The organism is Pseudoxanthomonas sp. J31, assembly GCF_000510725.1.
GTDB lineage: Bacteria > Pseudomonadota > Gammaproteobacteria > Xanthomonadales > Xanthomonadaceae > Pseudoxanthomonas.
On the sequence record NZ_AZNZ01000001.1, the window covers coordinates 674,952 to 690,755 of the forward strand.

General features: G+C 71.8%; 15 protein-coding genes. 10 read left to right on the plus strand and 5 right to left on the minus strand.

Annotation, left to right across the window (positions count from 1 at the left end; translation table 11 throughout):
- Positions 1-31 precede the first annotated feature (31 nt).
- The 7 genes from PSEJ31_RS0103070 to PSEJ31_RS0103100 all read left to right on the plus strand — a co-directional run bounded on the left by PSEJ31_RS0103070 (position 32) and on the right by PSEJ31_RS0103100 (position 6,429).
- Positions 32-2,080: an ATP-dependent DNA helicase gene (locus tag PSEJ31_RS0103070; RefSeq protein ID WP_028914612.1), complete on the plus strand. Its 2,049-nt coding sequence runs from the start codon at positions 32-34 to the stop codon at positions 2,078-2,080.
- A 44-nt stretch (positions 2,081-2,124) separates the two neighbouring features.
- On the plus strand, positions 2,125-2,829 hold the full coding sequence (gene tsaB, locus PSEJ31_RS0103075; protein WP_019398423.1) for a tRNA (adenosine(37)-N6)-threonylcarbamoyltransferase complex dimerization subunit type 1 TsaB: 705 nt from the start codon (positions 2,125-2,127) through the stop codon (positions 2,827-2,829).
- Positions 2,830-3,019: 190 nt separating this feature from the next.
- Positions 3,020-3,400, plus strand: coding sequence for a diacylglycerol kinase (locus tag PSEJ31_RS0103080; protein WP_019398422.1), 381 nt, complete (start codon positions 3,020-3,022; stop codon positions 3,398-3,400).
- A gap of 27 nt (positions 3,401-3,427) precedes the next feature.
- Positions 3,428-4,177: a TerC family protein gene (locus PSEJ31_RS0103085; protein ID WP_028914613.1), complete on the plus strand. Its 750-nt coding sequence runs from the start codon at positions 3,428-3,430 to the stop codon at positions 4,175-4,177.
- A gap of 76 nt (positions 4,178-4,253) precedes the next feature.
- Positions 4,254-5,141: a prolipoprotein diacylglyceryl transferase gene (gene lgt / locus PSEJ31_RS0103090; RefSeq protein WP_028914614.1), complete on the plus strand. Its 888-nt coding sequence runs from the start codon at positions 4,254-4,256 to the stop codon at positions 5,139-5,141.
- Positions 5,138-5,932, plus strand: coding sequence for a thymidylate synthase (locus tag PSEJ31_RS0103095; protein WP_028914615.1), 795 nt, complete (start codon positions 5,138-5,140; stop codon positions 5,930-5,932). The genes lgt and PSEJ31_RS0103095 overlap by 4 nt, the downstream gene beginning before the upstream one ends.
- A 2-nt stretch (positions 5,933-5,934) precedes the next feature.
- Entirely contained in the window at positions 5,935-6,429 is a 495-nt protein-coding gene (locus PSEJ31_RS0103100; protein ID WP_028914616.1) for a dihydrofolate reductase, read from the plus strand.
- 10 nt (positions 6,430-6,439) lie between these two features.
- Here the strand turns inward: PSEJ31_RS0103100 and PSEJ31_RS0103105 are convergent, their stop codons facing one another.
- From PSEJ31_RS0103105 to PSEJ31_RS0103125, 5 genes are all read right to left on the minus strand, one after another.
- Positions 6,440-7,291, minus strand: a complete 852-nt coding sequence (locus tag PSEJ31_RS0103105) for a symmetrical bis(5'-nucleosyl)-tetraphosphatase (protein ID WP_019398417.1) — start codon at positions 7,289-7,291, stop codon at positions 6,440-6,442.
- Positions 7,292-7,300: 9 nt separating this feature from the next.
- Positions 7,301-7,687: a Co2+/Mg2+ efflux protein ApaG gene (apaG, locus tag PSEJ31_RS0103110; protein ID WP_028914617.1), complete on the minus strand. Its 387-nt coding sequence runs from the start codon at positions 7,685-7,687 to the stop codon at positions 7,301-7,303.
- 89 nt (positions 7,688-7,776) lie between these two features.
- Entirely contained in the window at positions 7,777-8,550 is a 774-nt protein-coding gene (gene rsmA / locus PSEJ31_RS0103115; RefSeq protein ID WP_028914618.1) for a 16S rRNA (adenine(1518)-N(6)/adenine(1519)-N(6))-dimethyltransferase RsmA, read from the minus strand.
- 49 nt (positions 8,551-8,599) lie between these two features.
- Positions 8,600-9,976: a sigma-54 dependent transcriptional regulator gene (locus tag PSEJ31_RS0103120; protein WP_019398414.1), complete on the minus strand. Its 1,377-nt coding sequence runs from the start codon at positions 9,974-9,976 to the stop codon at positions 8,600-8,602.
- Positions 9,977-10,028: 52 nt separating this feature from the next.
- Positions 10,029-11,633: an ATP-binding protein gene (locus PSEJ31_RS0103125; protein ID WP_028914619.1), complete on the minus strand. Its 1,605-nt coding sequence runs from the start codon at positions 11,631-11,633 to the stop codon at positions 10,029-10,031.
- A 174-nt stretch (positions 11,634-11,807) separates the two neighbouring features.
- Between PSEJ31_RS0103125 and sucC the strand changes: the two genes are divergently transcribed.
- The 3 genes from sucC (at position 11,808) to PSEJ31_RS0103140 (ending at position 15,783) form a co-directional block, all read left to right on the plus strand.
- Positions 11,808-12,974 carry an ADP-forming succinate--CoA ligase subunit beta gene (sucC, locus tag PSEJ31_RS0103130; RefSeq protein ID WP_019398412.1) on the plus strand — a complete coding sequence of 389 codons (1,167 nt, stop codon included), beginning with the start codon at positions 11,808-11,810 and terminating at the stop codon, positions 12,972-12,974.
- A 146-nt stretch (positions 12,975-13,120) separates the two neighbouring features.
- Positions 13,121-13,993, plus strand: a complete 873-nt coding sequence (gene sucD, locus PSEJ31_RS0103135) for a succinate--CoA ligase subunit alpha (RefSeq protein WP_028914620.1) — start codon at positions 13,121-13,123, stop codon at positions 13,991-13,993.
- Between the two features lie 152 nt (positions 13,994-14,145).
- On the plus strand, positions 14,146-15,783 hold the full coding sequence (locus PSEJ31_RS0103140) for an NAD+ synthase (protein ID WP_028914621.1): 1,638 nt from the start codon (positions 14,146-14,148) through the stop codon (positions 15,781-15,783).
- Positions 15,784-15,804 lie beyond the last annotated feature (21 nt).

Below are 15,804 nucleotides of genomic sequence, written 5' to 3' on the forward strand. Positions count from 1 at the left end.
GCCGCGCCGGACCGTGCATCCTGCATCGACCATGTCCCTTCTTGCCCAGGCCAGCCGCGAGGCGCTCAGCGAAGGAGGCGCGCTCGCCGCGCGCCTGGACGGCTTCACCGCGCGCCCGGCGCAGCAGCGCCTGACCGCGGCGGTGGCCGAGGCGATCGAGCACCGCGACGTGCTGCTGGCCGAGGCCGGCACCGGCACCGGCAAGACCTACGCCTACCTGGTGCCGGCGCTGTTGTCGGGGCTGAAGACCATCGTCAGCACCGGTACCCGCGCGCTGCAGGACCAGCTCTACCACCGCGACCTGCCGCGGGTGCGCGACGCCCTCGGCAAGGGTGTCCGCAGCGCCCTGCTCAAGGGTCGCGCCAACTACCTGTGCCGCTACCGGCTGGAGCAGGCCAGGGGCGACGCGCGCTTCTCCAGCCCCGAGCAGGCCAGCCAGTTCCAGCGCATCGTCGCCTGGGCCGGGCGCACCCGCGCCGGCGACATGGCCGAGCTGGAATCCCTGCCGGATGATTCGCCGCTGCTGCCGCTGGTCACCTCCACGGTGGACAACTGCCTGGGCAGCGACTGCCCGTTCTGGGAGGAGTGCTTCGTGGTCCAGGCGCGGCAGCGCGCCCAGGCCGCGGACCTGGTGGTGGTCAACCACCACCTGCTGCTGGCCGACCTGGCGCTCAAGCAGGAGGGGTTCGGCGAGATCCTGCCCGGCGCCCAGGCCTTCGTGATCGACGAGGCGCACCAGCTGCCGGAGCTGGCCGCCAGCTTCTTCGGCGAAGGCTTCGGCATGCGCCAGATCCAGGAGCTGGGCCGCGACTGCCTGGCCGAGTGCAAGCAGACCACCGGCGCCACCGCGGTGGTGCAGGGGCCGGTGCGCGCGCTGGAGCAGGCCCTGCGCGAGCTGCGCGCGGCGATGGAGGCGCTGCCGCCGCGCGGCACGCGCTACCGCGCCCTGGCCCTGCCGGCGGTGGCCGATGGCTTCGACGTGCTGGCCGACGCGCTGGCCGCGCTGGAGCAGGCGATGGAGCCGCTGGCCGAAACCTCGCCCGGTTTCGAGGCCTGCGTGGCCCGTGCCCGCGACCTGGGCGAACGCCTGCAACGCTGGCGCGATGGCGACGCCGCCTCCGATGCCTTCGCCGAACCCGGCGAGCAGGACTCGCTGGTCGAGGCGGTCGCCGGCGAAGGCGAGGGGGCCGATGCCGAGGCCCTGGCCGCCGCGGCCGCGCGCGGCGGCGAGGTCTACTGGTACGAGCTGAGCGCGCGCGGCTTCCGCTGCCAGCGCACGCCGCTGGACGTGTCCGCGCCGCTGCGCCAGCACCGCGAGCGCTCGCACGCGGCCTGGATCTTCACCTCGGCCACCCTGGCGGTGGGCGGGGGCTTCACCCACATCGGCCGCAAGCTGGGCCTGTTCGATCCGCAGACCCTGCTGGAGCCAAGCCCGTTCGACTGGCAGCGCCAGGCGCTGTGCTACCTGCCGCGCAACCTGCCCGAGCCCAGCAGCCGCGAGTTCACCGCGGCCATGCTCGCCGCGGTGCGTCCGGTGCTGGAGGCCTCCGGCGGCCGCGCGTTCCTGCTGTTCGCCTCGCACCGCGCCCTGCGCGAGGCCGCCGCCGCGCTGGAGGGCGGGCCGTGGCCGCTGTTCGTGCAGGGCAGTGCGCCCAAGGTGGAGCTGCTGCGCCGCTTCCGCGAATCCGGCAACGGCGTGCTGCTGGGCTCGGCCACCTTCCGCGAGGGCGTGGACGTGGCCGGCGACGCCCTGAGCGTGGTGGTGATCGACAAGCTGCCGTTCGCCGCCCCGGACGACCCGGTGTTCGAGGCGCGGCTGGAGGCGGTGCGCCGGCGCGGCGGCAATCCGTTCCGCGACGAGCAGCTGCCGCAGGCAGTGATCGCGCTCAAGCAGGGCGTGGGCCGGCTGATCCGCAGCGAGACCGACCGCGGCGTGCTGGTGCTGTGCGACCCGCGCATCACCGGCAAGCCCTATGGCCGGGTGTTCATGCAGTCGCTGCCGCGCTTCGCGGTGACCCGCCGGATCGAGGACGTGCAGGCGTTCTTCGCCACCGCCGCGCCGGACGCCCCGCTGGATTAACCTGCAACCCCCGTTTCCCCGTTCCGCTGCCGAAGACCGCCCCGATGAAACTGCTCGCTTTCGAAACCGCCACCGAGGCCTGCTCGGTCGCGCTGTACCTGGACGGGGAAGTCCGCGAGCGCTTCGGCGTGGTGCCGCGCCGGCACGCCGAGCTGGCCCTGCCGTGGGCACAGGAACTGCTGGCCGAGGCCGGCATTGCCCGCGCGCAGCTGGACGCGATCGCCGTGGGCCGCGGCCCCGGCGCGTTCACCGGGGTGCGCCTGGCCATCGCCCTGGCCCAGGGCATCGCCCTGGCGCTGGAGCGCCCGCTGGTGCCGGTCTCGACCCTGCAGGTGCTGGCCGCCGGCGCCGCGGCCGACGGCCCGGACCGGATCCTGGCCGCGATCGACGCGCGCATGGGCGAGGTCTACGTCGGCGCCTACGAACGCGAAGGCGGGCGCCTGCGGGCGCTGGACCGCGAGCAGGTGCTGGCGCCGGAAGCGGTGCGGCTGCCGGTCGCCTCCGGAGCCTGGCAGGGCGTGGGCACCGGCTTTGCCGCCGCCGACGGCCTGCTCGCGCAGCGCCTGGCGGGCGAAATGGTCGCGGTCGACCCGGCCGCGCTGCCGCGCGCCGCGGTGCTGGCGCGCCTGGCCGCGAGTGCCTGCGAGGCCGGCGAGGCGGTGCCGGCCGAGCGGGTCGAACCGGCCTACCTGCGCGACAACGTCGCCCTGACCCTGGCCGAACAGCAGGCGCTGCGCGCCTCCAGGTGACCCGGCCGAACGGCCGGAGTGGCGGCTGTCCGTGGCCGGCGCCGCGCGCCCGCGCGGCGTGCCGGGGAGGGGTGTGGCAAAATTGGCGCTCCGTTGGCCCGCCACCGCCTGATGACGTCCCAGTTCCGGGCCCGGCCCTCCGGCCGGCTTCCATTGCCGCCGTACCCGCATCTCCCCGCAGGGCAAGCCCATGGCTGACGTGAGCGGCCACCTGCCCCGCGGCCCGCGCCGGATCCTGCAGGCCGCGCAATGGTCGCTGCAGGGACTGGCCGCGGCCTGGCGCCACGAGTCTTCGTTCCGCCTGGAGGTCTACCTGTTCGTGGTGCTGGCGCCGCTGGCGCTGTGGCTGGGCCGGGACGGGATCGAGCGCGCCCTGCTGCTCGGCTCGATGCTGCTGGTGCTGGCCGCCGAGCTGCTGAACTCCGCGATCGAGGCGGTGATCGAGCGCTACGGCCCGGAACACCACGAGCTGGCCGGCCGCGCCAAGGACATGGGCTCGGCCGCGGTGTTCGTGCTGATGCTCAACGTGCTGGCGTGCTGGGGCCTGGTCCTGGGCCCGCGCCTGCTGTGAACCCGCTTACCACTGGAAACATCCCCCATGAACCTTGAATTCCTGGCCGACCCGAACGTCTGGCTGACCCTGGTGACCCTCAGCGCGCTGGAGATCGTGCTGGGCATCGACAACCTGGTGTTCATCTCGATCGCGGTCGGCCGCCTGCCGCAGGAGAAGCGCGCCTTCGCCCGCAAGTTCGGCATCGCCGTGGCCTGCGTCACCCGCATCTGCCTGCTGGTCTCGCTGGCCTTCCTGGCGCGCATGCACACCGAGCTGTTCCACATCGGGCAGATGGGCATCTCGGTGCGCGACCTGATCCTGATCGTCGGCGGCGCGTTCCTGCTGGTGAAGGGCATCATGGAAATCCGCGAGCTGATCAGCGGCGGCCACGACGACGACCCGCGCACCACCAAGGCCTCGCAGGTGTTCTGGGTGGTGATCGCCCAGATCGCGGTGATCGACATCGTGTTCTCGCTGGACTCGGTGATCACCGCGGTGGGCATCGCCGACCACATCCCGGTGATGGTGGTGGCGGTGCTGGTGGCGGTGGCGATCATGCTGCTGGCGGCCAACCCGCTGGGCAACTTCATCGACGCCAACCCCACCATCAAGATGCTGGCCCTGGCCTTCATCCTGCTGGTCGGCGTGGTCCTGGTGCTGGACGGCTTCGACGTGCACGTGCCCAAGCCGTACATCTACTTCGCCATGGCCTTCTCGGTGATGGTGGAGATCCTGAACCTGCTCATGCGCCGGGTGGCGCGTGCCAAGCAGGTCCCGGGCGCGGGCGAGTTCTGAGCCGCGGTGCCCGGCCGCGGCGCCGGGCGGACCCGCCCTGTAATACAGTCCGACTCCGAACCCAGCGCGTGGCCCCATGATCGTCCTGCACCAGATCGACCCCATCGCCCTGAGCCTCGGCCCGTTCAAGGTGCACTGGTACGGGGTGATGTACCTGCTGGCCTTCGCCGCCGCGTGGTGGCTGGGCCAGCGCCGGATCGCCGCCGGGCGCCTGCCCGGAACCGACGCCAACGCCTACTCGGACCTGCTCTTCTACGGGATGCTCGGGGTGGTGCTCGGCGGCCGCCTGGGCTACGTGCTGTTCTACGCGCTGGGAGACGCCCTGCGCGACCCGCTGATGGTGGTGCGGGTGTGGGACGGCGGCATGAGCTTCCACGGCGGCCTGATCGGCGTGCTCATCGCCAGCTGGCTGTGGTCGCGCCGCCAGGGCCTGCACTTCTTCGACACCATGGACTTCGTCGCGCCGCTGGTGCCGCCGGGGCTGGGCTTCGGCCGGATCGGCAACTACGTCGGCGGCGAGTTGTGGGGCAAGTACACCGGCGGCGACTGGGGCGTGGTGTTCCCGTCCGGCCTGCCGGCCGAATACCAGGGGCTGGATCCGGCCGCGCTCAAGGCCCGCTTCGACGCCGGCGCGCTGGACGCGTTCGCGCGCCATCCCTCGCAGCTGTACCAGGCCTTCCTCGAGGGCCTGGTGATGTTCTGCGTGCTGTGGTGGTTCTCGCGCCGGCCGCGCCCGCGCTACGCGGTGGCCGGCATGTTCGCCCTGCTGTACGGCTGCTTCCGCTTCCTGGTCGAATTCGTGCGCGTGCCCGATGCCCAGATCGGGTACCTGGCCTTCGGCTGGCTGACCATGGGCCAGCTGCTGAGCCTGCCGCTGGTGCTGCTGGGCCTGTTCCTGCTGTGGCGCTCGCACGGCGCGCCGGTGCTGCGGCCGGCGCCCACCGCTGACGGAGGCAAGGCGTGAAGCAATACCTGGAACTGCTGTCCCACGTGCTGGAGCACGGCACCGACAAGCCGGACCGCACCGGCACCGGCACCCGCAGCGTGTTCGGCTGGCAGATGCGCTTCGACCTGGGCCAGGGCTTCCCGCTGGTCACCACCAAGAAGCTGCACCTGCGCTCGATCATCCACGAACTGCTGTGGTTCCTGAAGGGCGAGACCAACATCGCCTACCTGAAGGAGAACAAGGTCAGCATCTGGGACGAGTGGGCCGACGAGCACGGCGAGCTGGGCCCGGTCTACGGCAAGCAGTGGCGGCGCTGGACCGGCAGCGACGGCAGCGAGATCGACCAGGTCCGCTGGGTGGTCGAGGAGATCAAGCGCAACCCGGATTCGCGCCGGCTGGTGGTCAGCGCCTGGAACGTGGCCGACCTGCCGAAGATGGCGCTGATGCCCTGCCACACCCTGTTCCAGTTCTACGTGGCCGATGGCCGCCTGAGCTGCCAGCTGTACCAGCGCAGCGGCGACATCTTCCTCGGCGTGCCGTTCAACATCGCCAGCTACGCCCTGCTGACCCACATGGTGGCCCAGGCCACCGGGCTGGAAGTCGGCGACTTCGTCCACACCCTGGGCGACGCCCACCTGTACTCCAACCATTTCGAGCAGGCGCGCGAGCAGCTGGCGCGCGCGCCACGGCCGCTGCCCAAGCTCCGGCTCAATCCCGAAGTGCGCGACCTGTTCGACTTCCGCTACGAGGACGTCGCCATCGAGGGCTACGACCCGCATCCGGCGATCAAGGCCCCGGTGGCGGTGTGAGCATGCGCGTCGCCCTGGTGGTGGCGATGGACCGCAACCGCGCCATCGGGCGCGGCAACGACCTGCCGTGGCGGCTGCCGGACGACCTCAGGCGCTTCAAGGCCCTGACCCTGGGCACGCCGGTGCTGATGGGCCGGCGTACCGCCGAATCGCTGGGCCGCGCGCTGCCGGGCCGGACCAACCTGGTGCTGACCCGCAGCGGCGCGATGCCGTTCGAGGGCATGCAGCCGGTGGCTTCGTTGGAGCAGGCGCTTGGGCTGGCGCGCGTGCAGGGCGCTGGAACCCTCAGCGTGATCGGCGGTGGCGAGGTCTATGCGCTGGCCCTGCCGCTGGCCACCGACCTGCACCTGACCCTGGTCGACACCGTGGTCGAGGACGCGGACACCTTCTTCCCGGAATGGGACCAGGCGCAGTGGCGGGAAGTCGCGCGCCAGGCGCATGCGGCCGACGCGCGCCACGCCCACGCCTTCCAGTTCGTCGACTACCGCCGCCGCTGAGCGGGCCGGCTCATTCCTTGCGCAGGTGCGGCGGGATCGCCGACACGTCGCGGCCGGGAACCTGCTTGACGCACAGTTCGTCGCCGTCCAGGCGCAGCGCGGTGAGCTTGCCGCCCCAGACCGCGCCGGTGTCGATCGCGTGCACGTTGCGGGCGATGGTCAGGCCCAGGGTGGACCAGTGGCCGCAGACGATCTTCAGGTCGCGCGGGGCATGGCCCGGGGCCTCGTACCACGGGTACAGGCCGGGGGCCTGGCTGCCCGGCGGGCCCTTCTCGTCGATCGCGATGCGCCCGCGCGGGGTGCAGTAGCGGGCGCGGGTGAACCAGTTGATGATCGCGCGCCAGCGGTCCTGGCCGCGCAGGCCCGGCGACCAGTGCGGCTTGTCGCCGTACATGTTGCGCAGCAGGCCGCGGTAGCCGTCGCCGCGCAGCTGGCGTTGCACCTCGTTGGCCAGCTGCTCGGCCATCTGCGTGGTCCACTGCGGCGCCAGCCCAGCGTGCACCATCAGCCAGCCCAGTTCGCGGTCCACGTGCACCAGCTTCTGCCGGCGCAGCCAGCCCAGCAGTTCGCCGGCGTCGTCGGCCAGCACCACCCGCTGCAGGTCCGGGTTGACCTTGCGCTTCTCCGCCAGCGGGCGTTCGCCGATGGCCAGCAGCGAAAGGTCGTGGTTGCCCAGCACCACCACGCTGTGCTCGCGCAGCGAATGCACCAGCCGCAAGGTCTCCAGCGACTGCCCGCCGCGGTTGACCAGGTCGCCGCAGAACCACAGGGTGTCCGCGGCCGGGTCGAAGTTGATCTTCTCCAGCAGGCGCTGGGTGGCGTCGTAGCAACCCTGCAGGTCGCCGATGGCCCAGGTGGTCATCCGGCGGCCTCAGTGCAGCGTCCGTGGGACGGTCAGCAGGAACGGGGCGATCGGCGCGTCGAAGCGCGTGCCGTCGGCGGCCAGCATGTCGTAGCTTCCCTGCATCGACCCGTCCCCGGTCTCCAGCACCACGCCGGAGGTGTACTCGAAGTCCTCGCCCGGTTCCAGCCACGGCTGCTCGCCGACCACGCCCTCGCCGTGCACTTCCTCGGTGCGGCCGTGGCCGTCGGTGATGGTCCAGTGCCGCGCCAGCAGCTGCGCGGCCACGCTGCCGCGGTTGCGGATGCGGATGGTGTAGGCGAACACGTAGCGGTCGGCGTCGGGTTCGGACTGGTCTTCCAGGAACCGCGGGGCGACTTCGACCTCGATCGCGTAGGGCGTATCGGAGCGGGACATGGCGACAGTGTAAGCGAACGCCGCGTGATGCCGGGGGCACAAGATCGCGCGTGCCGGCGTCCGCCGCAAGCGCGGCGTCCGCGCACGCCTCAGGCGTTGGCCAGGCGCACGAAGCCGGCGACGTCGACCTGCTCGGCGCGGTCGTCGGCGCTGACCCCCGCGGCCTCGAACTGTTCCGGCGTGCACACGTCGCGCAGGGCGTTGCGCAGGGTCTTGCGGCGCTGGCCGAAGGCCGCGCGCACCACGTGGGCGAAGCGGTCGCGGTCGGCGATGCCGATCGTGGCCGGGTCGCGCGGCACCAGCCGCACCACCGCCGAGTCGACCTTGGGCGCGGGGCGGAACGCGCCCGGCGGCACCACGAACAGCGGCTGCACCTGGCAGTACGCCTGCAGCATCACGCTCAGCCGGCCGTAGACCTTGCTGCCGGGCGCGGCACCCATGCGGTCGACCACTTCCTTCTGCAGCATGAACACCATGTCCCGGATCGCAGCGGCGTGGTCCAGGGTATGGAACAGGATCGGCGAGGAGATGTTGTAGGGCAGGTTGCCGGCCAGCTTGATCCGTCCGCCGCCGGCCAGGGCGGTCAGGTCCACCTGCAGCACGTCGCGGTGGATGATCTCCAGCTGGCCGACCGGGGCCGCCATGTCGGCCAGCGGGCCGACCAGGTCGCGGTCGAACTCGATCACGGTCAGCGCGCCGTGGCGGCGCAGCAGCGGCAGGGTCAGCGCGCCCTGGCCGGGGCCGATCTCGACCACCCGGTCGCCGGGGCGCGGGTCGATGGCCTGGACGATGCGCTCGATGTAGCGGGCGTCGTGCAGGAAGTTCTGGCCCAGCGATTTCTTCGGCGTGTGGCTCGTGGTCATGCGCCATTATCGCCGCTGGCGCGGCGCGCGGGGAGGCGGCGCGGCCGCCTCAGTCCATGCCCAGCTTCTTGAGCTTGTAGCGCAGGGCGCGGAAGGTGATGCCCAGCTGCGCCGCGGCGCGGGTCTTGTTCCAGCGGTTGTCCTCCAGCGCCTTCTGGATCGCGGCCCGCTCCAGCTGTTCGATGTAGGAGGGCAGGGCGCCGCCGGCCGGCTCCAGCGCCGGTTCCGGGGCGGCCGCGGCCGGCGCCGTGGCGGTGCGCATCGGCGCCTGTGGCAGGTGCAGGTCGGCGACCTCGATGCGGTCGCCCTCGGCCAGGGCCAGGGCGCGCTCGAGCACGTTCTCCAGTTCGCGCACGTTGCCCGGGAAGGGGTAGCGCGCCAGCGCCGCCAGCGCGGCCTCGGCCAGCTCCGGCGCCTCCCGGCCCTGGCCCGCGGACAGCCGCGCCAGGATCGCGTTGGCCAGCTGCGGCAGGTCGGCGGTGCGCTCGCGCAGCGGCGGCACCCGCAGCTCGATCACGTTGATGCGGTAGTACAGGTCGTGGCGGAAGCGGCCCTCGGCCACCAGCCCGGCCAGGTCCTTGTGGGTGGCCGAGAGGATGCGCACGTCCACCGGCACCTCGCTGGCCGCGCCCACCGGGCGCACCGACTTCTCCTGGATCGCGCGCAGCAGCTTGACCTGCATCGCCAGCGGCAGCTCGGCCACCTCGTCCAGGAACAGGGTGCCGCCGCTGGCGGCCTGGAACAGGCCGGGCTTGTCGGCGTGGGCGCCGGTGAAGCTGCCCTTCTTGTGGCCGAAGAACTCGCTTTCCATCAGCTCGGCCGGGATCGCGCCGCAGTTGACCGGCACGAACGGCCCGGCCGCGCGCGCGCCCTGCTCGTGGATGGTGCGCGCCACCAGCTCCTTGCCCACGCCGGATTCGCCGAGGATGTACACCGGCGCCTGGCTGCGGGCGACCTTGGCGATGGTCGCCCGCAGGGCCTGCATCGCCGGGGAATCGCCCAGCAGGCGGCTGGCCTGCTCGGCCGGCGGCGGGGGCGGGGCCGGGCGCTCGGCGTTGTTGAGCTCCAGCGCGTGCCGCACCAGGCCGCGCAGCACGTTGATGTCCACCGGCTTGCTGACGAAGTCGAAGGCGCCGGCCTTCAGCGCCTCCACCGCCAGGTCCATGTTGCCGAAGGCGGTGATCATGGCCACCGGCGTCTGCGGGTACTTGCGCGCGATCTCGCCGACCAGCTCGATGCCGCTGCCGTCGGGCAGGCGCATGTCGGTGAAGCACAGGTCGTAGCGCCGGGACGCCAGCAGCTCGCGCGCCTCGGCCAGGTTGGCCGCCGTATCCACGCGCAGTCCCATCCGCCCGAGGGTCAGGACCAGCAGCTCGCGGATATCGCGTTCGTCGTCGACGATCAGGGCGCTGCGGGTTTGGGTCATGGCGGGGAACGATAGCCGACTCTTTCGCGCGTGACCAAGTAGGTGATGCCGGTCACACGGCGAGCATGCCCATCGGGCCGGGCAGGGTGATCCGGAAACAGGCGCCGCCGCCCGGCGGGGGAACGTGGCGCAGCGTGGCCTGGTTGGCGCGCGCCAGCTCGCCGGCGATGTACAGGCCCAGGCCGGTGCCATGCTCGGAGGTGGTGAAGAACGGGCGGAACAGCTGCGCCGCCGCGGCCTCGGGGATGCCGGGACCGTGGTCGAGCACCTCGACCACGGCGTTGCGGCCCTCGCTGGCGACCTGCACCCGCACCCGTGCCGGCTCGTCCGGCAGGCGCCCGTAGCGCAGCGCGTTCTGCACCAGCGCGGTGAGGATCTGCTGCAGGTGCGCCGGGTCGACCAGGGCCGGCACCGGGGTGTCCGGCAGCGCCGCCTCCACGGTGTCCGTCTCCAGCGGCAGGGTGCCGCGGTAATCGTCGACGAAACGCCGGACGAAGGCGCGCAGGTCCACGTGCTCGGGCTTGGCGCGCTCGCGCCGGGCCAGGCCCAGCACGTTCTCGACGATGCCGTTGGTGCGCAGGCATTGCTGGTGGATGATCTGCAGCAGGCGGCGGTCGCCCTCGTCCATGCCGCGCGATTCCTGCAGCAGCTGCACCGCGTAGCTGATCGCCGCCAGCGGGTTGCGGATCTCGTGGGCCAGGCTGGCGGAGAAGCGGCCCATCGCCGCCAGGGTCAGGGATTCGGCGCGGCGCGAGACCACGGTGGCGTCGTCCAGGAACACCAGTGCCAGGTCGCTGTCGGCCAGCAGGCGGGCGAAGCGCGGCTGGATCTCCGGCTGGTCCGGGCGCAGCTGCAGCGGGCCGGCGTCGGCCTCGCCGCCCTCGCGCCAGCGCTGCAGCCGGCGCGCCAGTTCCGGCGCGGCGCTGGCCAGGCGGCCGCCGTCGGGGTCCGGGGCGGCGTCGCCCAGCAGCATCAGCGCCGCTTCGTTGGCCAGGGTGATGCGGTTGTCACCGTCGACCACCAGTACCCCCGTGCGCATGCGCCGGATGATCAGCTCGTTGATCTCCACCAGGTTGGCGACCTGGGCGCTGCGGGTGGCGGCCAGCTGCAGGCTGGCGCGGGCGCGCTGGCCGATCTGGTGGCCCAGCCAGCCCAGTGCCAGGTAGCTGGTGACGAACATGGTCAGTTCCGCCAGCGGGCGTGGGGGCGGGCCGTCGCTGCCCAGGACCGACCAGGCGTATTCGCCGACCAGCGCCAGCGAGGCCAGCACCGCCACCGCCAGGCCCTGGCGCAGGCGCAGCAGCATGGCCGCGGCGGCCACGTTGAACAGCAGCATCATGGCGATGCCGGCGCCGACCCCGGGCAGGGCATGGGTGGCCAGCGCCGCGGCCAGGATGTCGATGCAGCTGCCGGTGAGCACCAGCGGCGCCAGCCAGCGCTCGTCGCGGCCCAGCACCAGCAGCACCCCCGCGGCGACGATGTAGCCGGCGGCCACCGCGTAGGCCAGGGGCGCGTCCACCGGCCCGGCCAGGTCGCGCAGCGGGCTGAAGGCCAGGGCGGCGATCAGTCCGGCCTCCAGTACCCGGTACAGGCCGAAGGCGTGCAGTTCGCGCCGCGGGATGGATTCGATCCGGTCGATCAGCGAAGGGTGCGGCAAGCGGGACTCCCCGGTCGGGCTCGGCGTCAGTATAGGAACGGTGCGTTGGCGGGGCGGTTTTGCACGCCCGCCCCGCCATCGGCGACAATATCGCCCCCGCCCGGCACGTCCCGGGGCCGTTTCCGGCCCTTTCCCGCCTGCCACCGGCGGCCGTTCCCCACCCATTGGTGAAGCATGAATTTCCACGAGTACCAGGCGAAACAGCTTTTTGCCGACTATGGCATCCCGGTTCCGGCCGGACGCGTCGCGTCCACGGCCGATGAAGCGGTCGAGGCCGCCAAGTCCCTGGGCGACGGCCCCTGGATGGTGAAGGCGCAGATCCACGCGGGCGGTCGCGGCAAGGCCGGCGGCGTGAAGTTCTGCAAGACCCTCGACGACGTGAAGGCCGCCGCCGGCAAGATGCTCGGCACGAAGATGGCGACCTACCAGTCGGCGGGCGTGGCCCTGCCGGTGAACCTGGTGCTGGTGACCACCGCCGGCGAGATCGTCAAGGAGCTGTACCTGTCGGTGCTGGTCGACCGCGGCACCAAGTCGATCACCTTCATCGCCTCGTCCGAGGGCGGCATGGACATCGAGCAGGTGGCCGCCGAGACCCCGGACAAGATCCACACCCTCAACGTCGATTTCGTCGAGGGCGTGCAGCCGTACCAGGGCCGCGAGATCGGCTTCAAGATGGGCCTGAACGCCAAGCAGGCCAACCAGCTGGCCCACATCATGGGCGCCCTGTACAAGCTGTTCAACGACAAGGACCTGTCCCTGGTCGAGCTGAACCCGCTGGCGATCCTGGACGACGGCAACCTGTACGCCCTGGACGGCAAGGTCAACTCCGACGACAACGCGACCTTCCGCCACAAGGACCTGGCCGCGATGCGCGACGTCAGCCAGGAGGACGAGACCGAGGTCCTGGCCAGCAAGTACGACCTGAACTACGTGACCATGGACGGCAACATCGGCTGCATGGTCAACGGCGCCGGCCTGGCGATGGCCACCATGGACGTGATCGCGCTCAACGGCGGTTCGCCGGCCAACTTCCTCGACGTCGGCGGCGGCGCGACCAAGGAGCGCGTCACCGAGGCCTTCAAGCTGATCCTGTCCTCGGACAAGGTCAAGGCGATCTTCGTCAACATCTTCGGCGGCATCGTCCGCTGCGACATGATCGCCGAGGGCATCATCGCCGCGGTCAAGGAAGTCGACGTCAAGGTCCCGGTCGTGGTCCGGCTGGAGGGCACCAACGTCGAGGCGGGCAAGAAGCTGCTGGCCGAGTCCGGCCTGGCCATCACCCCGGCCGACGACATCAACGACGGCGCCAAGAAGGCCGTCGCCGCCGCTGCCGCCGCCTGATCCGCCCTGGCGGTTCGCGGAACCGGCGTGAATCCCGGCCGGCCCCCTGAGCCAGGGGGCGGCCCGCCGCGAAGCGGCGCGGCGCAGGCCGGGGAGGCGCGCCCCGGGAGCCGGCAACCAACAAGAATTTCGAGGACTTCAAGACAATGTCCGTTCTGATCAACAAGAACACGAAGGTGATCGTGCAGGGCTTCACCGGCCAGCAGGGCACCTTCCATGCCACCCAGATGGTGGAGTACGGCACCCAGGTCGTCGGCGGCGTGACCCCCGGCAAGGGCGGCACCACCCACATCGAGCTGCCGGTGTTCAACACCGTGCGCGAGGCGGTCGACGCCACCGGCGCCGATGCTTCGGTCATCTACGTCCCGCCGCCGTTCGCGGCCGACGCGATCCTCGAGGCGGCCGCGGCCGGCATCAAGGTCATCGTCGCCATCACCGAGGGCATCCCGGTGCTGGACATGCTGCGCGTGAAGAACGTGCTCAAGCAGCACCCCGACGTGGTCCTGGTCGGCCCGAACTGCCCGGGCATCATCACCCCGGGCGAGTGCAAGATCGGCATCATGCCGGGCCACATCCACATGCCGGGCAAGATCGGCATCGTCTCGCGCTCGGGCACCCTGACCTACGAGGCGGTCAAGCAGACCACCGCCGCGGGCCTGGGCCAGTCCACCGTCATCGGCATCGGCGGCGACCCGATCAACGGCCTGAACTTCGTCGACTGCCTCAAGCTGTTCAACGAGGACCCGCAGACCGAGGGCATCATCATGGTCGGCGAGATCGGTGGCGACGCCGAGGAAGCCGGTGCGGCCTACATCAAGGAGCACGTGAAGAAGCCGGTCGTCGGCTTCATCGCCGGCGCCTCGGCCCCTCCGGGCAAGCGCATGGGCCATGCCGGCGCGATCGCGTCGGGCGGCTCGGGCACCGCCGAGGGCAAGTTCAAGGCCATGGAGGCCGCCGGCGTGAAGACCGTCCGCTCGCCGGGCGACCTGGGCGCCGCGATCGCCTCGCTGCTCAAGTAATACCCCCACCGTTTCCGACGGTGGAGCGAAGGCCGCCTCCGGGCGGCCTTCGCGCGTCCGGGCCCCGGGTTTCCCGCGCACCGGGCCCGGCCGATGCAGGATGCCCACGCCGCGCCGGTATCATGGGCCATCCCCAACACGGCCCCCCGTCCATGAAGGATTCGCTGCGCATCGCGCTGGCCCAGTTCGACTTCCCGGTCGGCGCCGTCGCCGCCAACGCCGAACGGATCGCGGCGATGATCGCCGAGGCCCGCGACGAATACGGCGCGGACATCGTGCTGTTCCCCGAACTGGCGATCAGCGGTTACCCGCCGGAGGACCTGCTGCTGCGGCCCTCGTTCCTGGCCCAGTGCCACCGCGAGCTGGAACGGATCGCCGCCGGCGTGCACGGCATCACCGCGGTGGTGGGCTGGCCGGAGTCTGCCGGCAGCGTGCTGTACAACGCCGCCAGCGTGCTGCGCGACGGCCGCATCGAGGCCACCTACCGCAAGCGCGAGCTGCCCAACTACGCGGTGTTCGACGAGCGCCGCTACTTCGAGGTCGACTCCGACGGCGGCCCCTGCGTGTTCGAGGTCGGCGGCGTGCCGGTGGGCGTGGTGGTGTGCGAGGACCTGTGGTTCCCCGAGCCGATGGCGGCCACGGTCGAGGCCGGCGCACAGCTGGTGCTGGTGCCCAACGCCTCGCCGTTCGAGCGCGGCAAGCACGCCCAGCGCGACGCCCTGCTGGCCGAACGCACCCGCGACACTGGCGCGGCGGTGGCCTACCTCAACCTGGTCGGCGGCCAGGACTCGCTGGTGTTCGACGGGGCCTCGGTGGTGGCCGACGGCGACGGCACCGTGCACCCGGCCGCGGCCGCGTTCACCGACCAGTGGCTGGTGGTGGACTACGACACCGCCGGCCGCCGCTTCACCCCGGTGCAGTGGATGGACGACGGCGACGAGAGCATGGACGCGCTGGCCTGGCGCGCGATCGTGCGCGGGATCCGCGACTACTGCGGCAAGAACGGCTTCCGGCGCGCCTGGCTGGGGCTGTCCGGCGGCATCGACTCGGCCCTGGTGCTGGTCCTGGCGGCCGAGGCCCTGGGCCCGGACAACGTCACCGCGGTGCGCCTGCCCTCGCGCTACACCGCCGGCCTGTCCAACGACCTGGCCGCCGAGCAGTGCGCGGCACTGGGCGTGCGCCTGGAGACGATCCCGATCGAGCCGGCCTTCACCGGCTTCCTGCAGTCGCTGGAGCAGGTGTTCGCCGGGCAGGAGAGCGACACCACCGAGGAGAACCTGCAGTCGCGCAGCCGCGGCGCGATCCTGATGGCCCTGTCCAACAAGTTCGGCGGGCTGTTGCTGACCACCGGCAACAAGAGCGAGTACGCGGTCGGCTACGCCACCATCTACGGCGACATGTGCGGCGGCTACGCGCCGCTGAAGGACCTGTACAAGACCGAGGTGTTCGGCCTGGCCAAGTGGCGCAACACCGTCGGCGGCGCGCCGGTGATCCCGCCGGCGGTGATCAGCCGCCCGCCCTCGGCCGAGCTGCGCGCCAACCAGCTGGACCAGGACTCGCTGCCGCCCTACGACGTGCTCGACGGCATCCTCTACCGCTACGTCGACCAGGAGCAGTCGCGCGAGGAGATCGTTGCCGCCGGCTATGCCGCCGAGGTGGTGGACCGGGTCCTGCGCCTGGTGCGGACCAGCGAATGGAAGCGGCAGCAGGCCGCGCCGGGACCGAAGGTCTCGCGGCGCGCGTTCGGGCGCGAGCGCCGCTACCCGATCAGCAACGGCTTCACCGGCTGAGGCCCCACCGGCACACGCAAA

What these genes read in the sequence shown, in the direction of transcription:
- PSEJ31_RS0103070 (WP_028914612.1), top strand. Translation starts at nt 32, where the DNA reads ATGTCCCTTCTTGCCCAGGCCAGCCGCGAGGCGCTCAGCGAAGGAGGC.
- tsaB (WP_019398423.1), top strand. Translation starts at nt 2,125, where the DNA reads ATGAAACTGCTCGCTTTCGAAACCGCCACCGAGGCCTGCTCGGTCGCG.
- PSEJ31_RS0103080 (WP_019398422.1), top strand. Translation starts at nt 3,020, where the DNA reads ATGGCTGACGTGAGCGGCCACCTGCCCCGCGGCCCGCGCCGGATCCTG.
- PSEJ31_RS0103085 (WP_028914613.1), top strand. Translation starts at nt 3,428, where the DNA reads ATGAACCTTGAATTCCTGGCCGACCCGAACGTCTGGCTGACCCTGGTG.
- lgt (WP_028914614.1), top strand. Translation starts at nt 4,254, where the DNA reads ATGATCGTCCTGCACCAGATCGACCCCATCGCCCTGAGCCTCGGCCCG.
- PSEJ31_RS0103100 (WP_028914616.1), top strand. Translation starts at nt 5,935, where the DNA reads ATGCGCGTCGCCCTGGTGGTGGCGATGGACCGCAACCGCGCCATCGGG.
- PSEJ31_RS0103105 (WP_019398417.1), bottom strand. Translation starts at nt 7,291, where the DNA reads ATGACCACCTGGGCCATCGGCGACCTGCAGGGTTGCTACGACGCCACC.
- apaG (WP_028914617.1), bottom strand. Translation starts at nt 7,687, where the DNA reads ATGTCCCGCTCCGATACGCCCTACGCGATCGAGGTCGAAGTCGCCCCG.
- rsmA (WP_028914618.1), bottom strand. Translation starts at nt 8,550, where the DNA reads ATGACCACGAGCCACACGCCGAAGAAATCGCTGGGCCAGAACTTCCTG.
- PSEJ31_RS0103120 (WP_019398414.1), bottom strand. Translation starts at nt 9,976, where the DNA reads ATGACCCAAACCCGCAGCGCCCTGATCGTCGACGACGAACGCGATATC.
- sucC (WP_019398412.1), top strand. Translation starts at nt 11,808, where the DNA reads ATGAATTTCCACGAGTACCAGGCGAAACAGCTTTTTGCCGACTATGGC.
- sucD (WP_028914620.1), top strand. Translation starts at nt 13,121, where the DNA reads ATGTCCGTTCTGATCAACAAGAACACGAAGGTGATCGTGCAGGGCTTC.
- PSEJ31_RS0103140 (WP_028914621.1), top strand. Translation starts at nt 14,146, where the DNA reads ATGAAGGATTCGCTGCGCATCGCGCTGGCCCAGTTCGACTTCCCGGTC.